Below are 6,079 nucleotides of genomic sequence, written 5' to 3'. Positions count from 1 at the left end.
CTCGGCGCAGGTTCGGGCACCGCTCCGCCCTTGGGCGCGTGGCCGGGCGGCGGCATGACGGTGGCAAGCTGCGGCGACGTGGTCGAATGCGCGGTGACGCCGGGCATGACGTCGTTAATCGGGGGCACCGGCTGCGGCTGGCTGCGCCCGTGGTCGGTGTAGCGATACCAGCCGGCATAGGCCGCGACGATCACTACACACCCCAAAAGCACGATTACACCGGCCGGAAGGGCGCGGTCGGGCACCGGCGACGGAAACGTCAGTTCAGGCTTGCGTGCCAGGCCGCCGGTCTCGCGCTTGAAGCGCGCCACCATATCCTCGGCATCAAAGCCCAGCGCACCGGCGTAGGTGCGCAGAAAGCCCACGACATAGGCGTCACCGGGCATATTGCCGGTGCCGCCATCTTCCAGCGCCTGAAGATACGACAGACGAATACGCAGCCAGGCGGCCACGTCGTCCAGACTCCACCCCAACTGCTCGCGTCGTGCACGCAGGGTCGGGCCCACCCGGTCCGCGCCCTCGGCACGACCGGGACTACCCTTACCGCCCTCCGCGCCAACACCTTTCGTCGCCGCCATTAACGTTCCGTTCGTTGCTGCCACTTCACAATTGCCGCGATCGCCTGTTCGACCAGATCGTCGATGATCTCGGCGATCGGCTGAACACTCTTTACCATGCCCACCGACTGGCCCGCCATGACCGAGCCATGCTCGACGTCCCCGTCGATCACCGCACGGCGAAGGGCACCGGCCCAGAAATGCTCGATCGACAGCTGCGCCTCGTCTTTCGACAGTGTTCCGTCATGGAACTGTCGGACGACGTCGGCCTGATGGGCCAGGAACGCGCGACTGCCGGCATTGGCCAATCCACGCACCGGAATGACGGGAAAGCGTTCGTCCAGCTGCACCGACGTTACGGCATCGCGGGCATTGCCGCGCACGAAAGCGGCCTTGAATCTCTCATGCGCGATACTCTCGACCGATGCAGCAAAACGCGTGCCAAGCTGCGCGCCCGCCGCCCCCTGTTCCAGATAAGACACGATCGCGTCGCCACGCGCCAGACCACCGGCGACGAACACCGGAACATCGTGGATATGCGGCAGGATCTCCTGTGCCAGAACCGTCAGCGACACCGGCCCGACATGGCCACCCGCCTCCGACCCCTCGATGACAAGGGCCTCGGCCCCCGACTTGATCAGCCGTTTGGCCAGCACCAGCGCCGGGGCGAACGCCACGACGCGCGCCCCACCGTCGCGGATCGCGCGGATCGTGGCCGACGACGGAATGCCGCCCGCCAGCACGATATGCCCGACCTTCGCCTCGAGACACACGCGCACCAGATCATCGAGCTGCGGGTGCATGGTGATCAGATTGACGCCGAACGGCCGCTGGGTCAGGGCCTGTGTTCCGGCGATTTCCGCGGCCAGACGGTCAGGGTCCATCGCGCCGCACGCGATCACGCCAAAACCGCCCGCGTTGGAAATCGCGGCCACAAGGTTGCGCTCGCTTACCCAGGACATCGCGCCACCCAGCAGCGCATAGCGACTGCCGAGAAAGTCGCGCCCACGTGCCCACAGAGCGTCCAGTTCGGCGCGCCCGCGGTCGTGGACGTCAGGGGCCATGGCGTTTGTCGTCGCGTCCACGGTTCAGGCCGCGTCCAGACCGTAGGCCGCGTGCAAGGCGCGGACCGCCAGTTCCGTGTATTCGGACGCCACCAGGACCGAGACCTTGATCTCGCTGGTCGAAATCACCTGGATGTTGATCGACCGCTCCGACAGGGTGCGGAACATGGTCGCGGCGACACCCGCGTGCGAACGCATGCCGATCCCGACCACGCTGATCTTCACCACGTCGCTGTCGGTCTGCAGTTCGCCGTACTGAATCTCGTCCCGTGCGTCTTCCAGCACCTGCTTGGCGCGGGCGAAATCGGCCTTGCCCACCGTGAAGGTCATGTTGGTCAGGCCATCGGCACCCGTGCTCTGCACGATCATGTCGACGTTCACGTTGGCGGCCGTCAACGGACCGAAGATCGCGGCCGCGATACCGGGGCGATCGGGCACATGACGCACCGAAATCTTTGCCTCGTCGCGCGAATACGCGATACCGGCCACCAGTTCCTTTTCCACGATCTCGTCCTCGTCCACCACTAGCGATCCCGGCAGGGATCCTTCCTCCGGCGCGCCGCCATCGGTAAAACTCGACAGAACCTGAACGCGAACGCGCTCTTTCATGGCCAGTTCGACACTGCGCGTCTGCAGGACCTTCGCCCCCACCGACGCGAGCTCCAGCATCTCTTCATACGCGATCTTATCGAGCTTGCGCGCCTTCGCAACGATGCGCGGATCGGTCGTGTAGATCCCGTCCACATCGGTATAGATATCGCAGCGATCCGCGCGCACGGCCGCCGCGATCGCAACCGCCGACGTGTCCGAACCGCCGCGCCCCAGCGTCGTGACGCGATTGTCCGGTCCAACACCCTGAAACCCGGCCACGACCGGCACGATCCCCGCCTGCATCTGTTCGATCAGCGTCTCGCCGGCGATGCCCTCGATACGCGCCTTGCCATGCGCGTCGTCCGTACGAATGGGGATCTGCCAGCCGTGCCACGAGCGGGCATCGACGCCCAGCCCCTGCAGCGCGATCGCCAGAAGGCCACTCGTAACCTGCTCGCCCGTCGCCACCACGGCATCATATTCGCGCGCGTCATGCAGCGGCGACAGCGACTGGCAGTATCCCACCAGCTGGTTCGTGACCCCGGACATGGCCGACACCACGACAGCGACTTCCGCCCCCGCATCGACCTGCTGCTTGACCCGCGCGGCAACGGCCCGGATGCGATCGAGGTCCGCCACCGACGTTCCACCGAACTTCATCACAATCCGCGGCACACGGCGAGACATCGCACTCACTCTCCACTCGGTTTTCCGGCATGCGTCCATTGCGCGGCGCGGCAAGCCGCGTCACATAGACCCGCGCGGCATTTCCGTCCAGCATTTCGCCCGGAGTTCCAGCCTTCATGTCCGTTTCCGCCTCACCCGCCCCCAGTTCCGTCGCCCCGGACGAGATCGCGCGTTTCAGCGCCCTCGCGTCCCAGTGGTGGGATCCGCGCGGACCAATGCGCCCCCTGCACGCAATGAACGGGCCGCGCATCGCTTGGACGGAACGTCACCTGACACCTCTGACCGAAGCACGAGGCGGTCGGTTGCGCGTTCTCGATCTCGGCTGCGGCGCGGGTCTGGCGAGCGAGGCTCTGGCCGCGCACGGGCACGACGTCACCGGCATCGATGCCTCGGCCGATGCCATCGCGGCTGCCCGCGCCCATCTGGCCATCAGTCCGCTGGGACCAGACGCCGGATCGCTCCGATATGAGTGCGGCAGTGCGGAAGACCTGCTGGCGCGCGGCGAGCGCTTCGACGCTGTGACGGCCTTTGAGGTGATCGAGCACGTCACCGATCCCGCCGCCTTCATGGCCATGATAGCCCAGCTTCTGCTGCCCGGTGGCCGCGCAATCGTCTCGACCATGAACCGAACGGTGCGGGCTCTGGCGATCGCCAAGTTCGGCGCGGAATATGTGCTCCGGCTTTTGCCGCGCGGCACCCATGACTGGCGCAAGTTCGTCACGCCGGCCGAACTGGCGACCTACGCCCGTCAGGCCGGCATGCGTGCGATCGATGTGCGCGGCCTGACCTGGCGTCCCCCGGCCTGGCGCGAGAGCCGCGATCTGGGCATTAACTACATCGCGGCCATGACTCGCGACTGACATGCGTCGCGGGCTGTCGTCACGCCTTGAGCGTGACGAACGCCATGGTGGTGGGGCTACCGATCGGCGTGAATTTCCAGGTGAACGACAGCTTGCCGGTCGCCGGATCGACCTTGAACGACGTGATCGAATCGCTGCGCTGGTTGGTGCAGAACAGATAACGCCCGGTGGGCTCGAACATCAGGGCGCGGCCGTAATCGGCGTGCATCCAGATTTCCTCGATCAGCGTCAGGCTGCCGTCGGCGGCGATATGAAACACCGCCAGCGAGTCACCCAACCGGTTACTGACATACAGCTTGTCGCCTTTGGGCCCGACCAGAATTTCGGCGGCCAACGTCGATCCGCGGAAATGCTCGGTGACGGTGCTGACGCTTTGGCGGGGTTTGATCTCGCCGGTCTGCGGATCGAAGTCCGAGACCACGACGCGCGAGTCCTGTTCGCCGAGATTGTAGAGAATCCGGCCATCGGGGCTGAACGCAAAATGGCGCGGCGCCGAACCCGGCTCGGCCGTGATGAACGGCGTCTTCGCGGGAACCAGCTTGCCATCGTCGCTGAGTTTCCAGACATAGACGCGATCCAGACCGGCATCATCGGCCAGCACGAAGTTTCCCGACGGATCGGAATGCACCATGTGCATGTGCGAGCCGGAATGGTCGCTGACCGCAAAATTGCCCGGCGGGTTGTCGGCCGCCCGCTCGGGCATCTTCGGTCCGGTCGCCTTGTAGACGTCCGTGGCTTCCCCAAGGCTGCCATCCGGCTTGATCGGCAGTACCGCGATCGAGCCCCCGACGTAATTGGCCACCAGAACGAAACGCCCGTTCTTGTGGACCGAAAGATGCGCCGGCACCGACCCGCCGGACGAGACCGTGTTGATCTTGCGCAACGCCCCGGTCGCGGGATCGATCGAAAAGGCCGTCACGCTGCCGTCGTGACCGGCGTTGTAGTCGTCGATCTCGCTCAGCGCGTACAGGAACCGATGATCGGGCGAGAGGGTGATAAAAGACGGGCTGGCGATGTCGGTAAACACCGAACGCGGGACCAGCGATCCGTCCGCCAAGTTGAGCTCATAGGTTGCGATCCCCTGCCCGTTCCCCGCGCCACCGGGGGGCGCGTGCTTGGTGTAGCCGCCGACATAACACAGGATACGCGGTCCCTTGGCGGGCAGCGGGCCCAGCCCGGAGTTCTCGCCGGTTCCGCTGTCCAGCGTGGGCGCGCCAAACGCCGTGCGCGTGATCGACAGGGTGCCCAGCGCACCGGCGCCAAAAGCGCCAAGTCCGAAGCGGCGACGGGAAAGCAGGCTGCGTGCGGTCATGGAAACGACGTCTCCTTGTTTATCGGGCCCGCCTTATGGCGGCAGGTCCCTTATGTCGGACTCTTGCGAGTCTAGCGCCGATCAGCGCAACTTGCACTCTGGACCGATGGCACCCGTGAACCGTGTCCAGGTCTGCGTCTCGCCGAACAGCGGAATACCGATATAGCCACGCAGCTTCAGGATCCCGTCCTTCGGGGTCCAGATCCGCGCGTGATAGACATGGCCACTGTCGGGATCGAGAATCCGTCCCTCCCAAGCCTTGTCGTCATCATTGGTGGGTTCAAACCCGGTCAGCATCTGAATGTTGCACTCGGGGTTATGATTGACGTCGCGCGGCATCTCGCCCGTGTAGCGCATCCCCACCAGCCGGCCGCACAACTGCGTGCCGCACCGGGCAATCGAAAAGACGCCGTCGTGGTCCTGCGAAAGCCATAGCCCGAGTTCGGGGATCTCGGCCGCGCGGGCCGGCCCGACGAGTCCGGCGGCCGCGCCAAGAAGAACGCCGCACAGGGCGATAACGTGCAGCCGCCGCGGCGGGCGCCGTGCGTCAACCGTCCGCACGCGGAAGCCAGGGAAGCACGCCGAATTCGATTCCTTCGTCATGCAACGCCTCTCGCTCCTCAGCCGTCGTCTGGCCATAGACGCCGCGACGCTCACGGTCGCCGCGGTGCATCCGAACCATCTCTTCGGCAAATCCGTCACCGACATCCTCGCACGTCCGCTCGATCTCTGCACGCGCGCGCATGAGGGCGGCACGCACTGCGTCCGGAAGCGCGGGGGCTGTCGCCTGTGGCGCGGCGCTCTCTTCAGCCACGGGGGCGCCCTTCGGCGATTCGCCCCGCGTGTGCACGGCCGGCGCCATCAATGCCCGATCCACGCGCGTCTCGCCACACTGCGGACACGTCACCAACCCCATGCGCGCCTGCGACTCAAAGGCGGCGCTGTCGCGAAACCATCCTTCGAACGTGTGGTCCCTGGCGCATGCAAGACGATAACAGATCACCTGTC

At 65.8% G+C, this 6,079-nt stretch carries 7 protein-coding genes; 1 reads left to right on the top strand and 6 read right to left on the bottom strand.

Going from position 1 to position 6,079, the window contains the following annotated elements:
* The 3 genes from HUK82_RS05405 to HUK82_RS05395 form a co-directional block, all read right to left on the bottom strand.
* Window positions 1–578 (bottom strand): helix-turn-helix domain-containing protein (locus HUK82_RS05405; RefSeq protein ID WP_176612975.1); only part of this gene is annotated, 578 nt, incomplete at its 3' end.
* Window positions 578–1,621 carry an NAD(P)H-dependent flavin oxidoreductase gene (locus HUK82_RS05400; protein ID WP_176612974.1) on the bottom strand — a complete coding sequence of 348 codons (1,044 nt, stop codon included), beginning with the start codon at window positions 1,619–1,621 and terminating at the stop codon, window positions 578–580. The genes HUK82_RS05400 and HUK82_RS05405, both read right to left, overlap by 1 nt.
* Before the next feature lie 24 nt (window positions 1,622–1,645).
* Window positions 1,646–2,899, bottom strand: coding sequence for an aspartate kinase (locus HUK82_RS05395; protein WP_176612978.1), 1,254 nt, complete (start codon window positions 2,897–2,899; stop codon window positions 1,646–1,648).
* 116 nt (window positions 2,900–3,015) lie between these two features.
* Here HUK82_RS05395 and ubiG point away from each other — a divergent pair, with 116 nt between their 5' ends.
* Window positions 3,016–3,759, top strand: coding sequence for a bifunctional 2-polyprenyl-6-hydroxyphenol methylase/3-demethylubiquinol 3-O-methyltransferase UbiG (gene ubiG, locus HUK82_RS05390; RefSeq protein WP_176612973.1), 744 nt, complete (start codon window positions 3,016–3,018; stop codon window positions 3,757–3,759).
* 19 nt (window positions 3,760–3,778) lie between these two features.
* Here the strand turns inward: ubiG and HUK82_RS05385 are convergent, their stop codons facing one another.
* From HUK82_RS05385 to HUK82_RS05375, 3 genes are all read right to left on the bottom strand, one after another.
* Window positions 3,779–5,071, bottom strand: coding sequence for a lactonase family protein (locus HUK82_RS05385; protein ID WP_176612972.1), 1,293 nt, complete (start codon window positions 5,069–5,071; stop codon window positions 3,779–3,781).
* Window positions 5,072–5,152: 81 nt separating this feature from the next.
* Complete coding sequence (locus tag HUK82_RS05380) at window positions 5,153–5,674, bottom strand: DUF2147 domain-containing protein (protein ID WP_176612971.1); 522 nt, start codon at window positions 5,672–5,674, stop codon at window positions 5,153–5,155.
* Window positions 5,619–6,074: a DUF1178 family protein gene (locus tag HUK82_RS05375; protein ID WP_176612970.1), complete on the bottom strand. Its 456-nt coding sequence runs from the start codon at window positions 6,072–6,074 to the stop codon at window positions 5,619–5,621. Before HUK82_RS05375 ends, HUK82_RS05380 begins: the two co-directional genes overlap by 56 nt.
* Between the last annotated feature and the right edge of the window lie 5 nt (window positions 6,075–6,079).

This window comes from Ameyamaea chiangmaiensis, from assembly GCF_013376175.1.
Classification (GTDB): Bacteria; Pseudomonadota; Alphaproteobacteria; order Acetobacterales; family Acetobacteraceae; genus Ameyamaea; species Ameyamaea chiangmaiensis.
The sequence above is the reverse complement of the archived record's forward strand: the minus strand, read 5'-3'. Positions and strand labels throughout refer to the sequence as shown.